General features: G+C 64.1%; 3 protein-coding genes and 1 tRNA gene. 3 read left to right on the forward strand and 1 reads right to left on the reverse strand.

The window, feature by feature from the left end:
• Nucleotides 1-188 precede the first annotated feature (188 nt).
• Nucleotides 189-278 (reverse strand) — tRNA-Ser (locus ACIPIA_RS14575).
• 294 nt (nt 279-572) lie between these two features.
• Between ACIPIA_RS14575 and rplU the strand changes: the two genes are divergently transcribed.
• From rplU to ACIPIA_RS14590, 3 genes are all read left to right on the forward strand, one after another.
• Complete coding sequence (gene rplU, locus ACIPIA_RS14580; protein WP_400510585.1) at nt 573-1,061, forward strand: 50S ribosomal protein L21; 489 nt, start codon at nt 573-575, stop codon at nt 1,059-1,061.
• Nucleotides 1,062-1,229: 168 nt separating this feature from the next.
• Nucleotides 1,230-1,496: a 50S ribosomal protein L27 gene (gene rpmA, locus ACIPIA_RS14585; RefSeq protein WP_038363769.1), complete on the forward strand. Its 267-nt coding sequence runs from the start codon at nt 1,230-1,232 to the stop codon at nt 1,494-1,496.
• A 153-nt stretch (nt 1,497-1,649) separates the two neighbouring features.
• Nucleotides 1,650-2,290, forward strand: a 641-nt coding sequence (locus ACIPIA_RS14590; RefSeq protein ID WP_400510587.1) for a GNAT family N-acetyltransferase, incomplete at its 3' end; no start/stop codon positions are given.

The raw sequence follows: 2,290 nt of genomic DNA on the forward strand, positions 1-2,290 counted from the left end.
TTGGCCATTCCTGTGTCCTTAGTTCGGCATTCGATGCCCGAGCTGAATTCTGGCGCGCTGCGGAAAGGGCCCGCGAGTGCCGGCAGCCACGGATTGTGACGACCCAGTGTGCGCGAGATGCGGTCGAACAGTGGGGCTGGCTTCCGCCTGTATTCTCCGATCGTCTTTCAATCGGCTAGGCGAGGAAGTGGCGGACAGGGAGGGATTTGAACCCCCGATACCCTTGCAGGTATGCCGCATTTCGAGTGCGGTGCATTCAACCACTCTGCCACCTGTCCGCGGTCGCCTTCGGTCGAAGCGAGGCGGTTACTACACAAGCGACGGCCGGTGGGCAAGCCTTCTCGGCGGGAGAAATCCACCGTTCCCCACCGCTTTTGCTTGACCTTCCTCCCGGGCGCGACTATCGAGCACCGTCCGGCGCGGGGAAACCTGCGCCCGATCTCTTTTGGCCTGTGCGCTGCGTCGCGGCCGTAAGAGCAAACCAGACCACGCAATCGACTGCCAAAAAGCCGTCCCGCATGTGCATCCATTCCGGAGGCCATGACAGGGCGGGGCCGAACATGGAGGACAAAATGTTCGCAGTCATCAAGACCGGCGGGAAGCAGTTCCGCGTCGCCGCCAACGACAAGATCACCGTTGCCAAGATCGAGGGCAACCCGGGCGACACCGTCGCTTTCGGCTCCGTGCTGATGCTCACCGAAGGTGAGAAGACCACGCTCGACGTGAAGGCCCTCTCCGAGATCACCGTCGCCGGTGAGATCGTCGAGCAGGCCCGTGGCGAAAAGGTCATCGCCTTCAAGAAGCGCCGTCGCCAGAACTCGAAGCGCAAGCGCGGCTTCCGCGCCGAGCTGACCGTCATCCGCATCACCGACATCCTCACCGGCGGCAAGCAGCCGGAGATGAAGAAGGGCGATGCCGCCGCCGCTCCGGTCGCCGCCAAGGCGAAGGCTGCTCCGAAGGCCGCCAAGGCCGAGGCCGGCGAGGAAGCTGCTGCGCCCAAGAAGGCCGCGGCGAAGAAGGCTCCTGCCAAGAAGGCCAAGGACGAGGCGTCCGAGGCCTGAGGTCGGATTTACCGGCGTCGACATCTACGCCGGACCATCATCGTCGAGGCTTCGCTCTCGCTCTGTCACTCCTGACAGAATGGTGTTCCGGCATTTCGTATCCGAGACGGGTGGCCTTTGCCCTCGTTTCGGGTTAGAGAGACAGCACAAGTTTTGAGGTAGGGCGTTATGGCTCACAAAAAGGCAGGCGGCTCGTCGCGTAACGGCCGCGATTCAGAAAGCAAGCGACTCGGCGTGAAGCGCTTCGGCGACCAGGCCGTCGTTGCCGGCAACATCATTATTCGTCAGCGCGGCACGAAGTGGCATGCCGGCGCCAATGTTGGCATGGGCAAAGACCATACGCTTTTTGCCACGACGAACGGCCGCGTCCGATTCACGACGAAACTCGGCCGAGCTTTCGTCAACGTAGTCCCGGCCCAAGAGGCCGCAGAGTAAAAGGCGGATAGGGAAATCTCTCGATCCGCCGGTTCCATCGAACCGAACGGATCAAGGGTTGAAGGCTCGAAACGGGTCTCCCGAAGGTCAGCGAAGGGGAGATGGGACCGAAGTCCCAGCTCCCTTTTTTCGTTTGCGCCGACGGAGAGACCGATGTTCCCCGAACTGACCCGCGACGATGTCTTCCGGCTCGAGACCCGGCGTCTCTGGCTGCGCTGGCCGCGCATGGCCGACGCCAACGCCATCCTGCGCCTCGCCGGCGAGAAGGCGGTGGCCGAGATGACGGCGTCGATTCCCCATCCTTACCCGTCCCAGGCGGTCGAGCCTTTCGTCTTCGCGACGCGCAAGGGCAATGCGCTCGGCGATCACCTCGTCCTGGCGATCACCCCGCGGTCGAAGCCGAACGAACTGATCGGCATGATCGGAGCCCATAAGCAGGCCTCCGGCACGCCCTTCATCGGCTACTGGCTCGGCACCCCGCACTGGGGCAAGGGCTATGCGACCGAAGCGGTGCAGGGTTTGATCGACACCCTGTTCTCGCTGGTCGACGTGCCGGCGATCGAGGCCGATACCCGCGTCATCAACCCGGCTTCGCGGCGGGTCCTGGAGAAGTCCGGCTTCCGGGCCGAGGGCTCTTTCCTGAAGTCGCTGCCGGCGCGGGGCGGGCTGTTCCCCTGCGAGCAGTTCCGGCTCGACCGCTCGACCTGGGCGGCGCTGAAGAGCTGGGGCGCCAGCGGCTGGACACCGCATCCGGAACTCGACGAGGGCGATGCCGAACAGTCGGCTCTGGAGCC

The organism is Allobosea sp. CER48 (genome assembly GCF_044752385.1).
In the GTDB taxonomy this organism is placed as follows: Bacteria; Pseudomonadota; Alphaproteobacteria; order Rhizobiales; family Beijerinckiaceae; genus Allobosea.

Bases quoted from the DNA above. Each gene is read 5' to 3' on its own strand.
- rplU (WP_400510585.1), top strand. From the start codon at position 573: ATGTTCGCAGTCATCAAGACCGGCGGGAAGCAGTTCCGCGTCGCCGCC.
- rpmA (WP_038363769.1), top strand. From the start codon at position 1,230: ATGGCTCACAAAAAGGCAGGCGGCTCGTCGCGTAACGGCCGCGATTCA.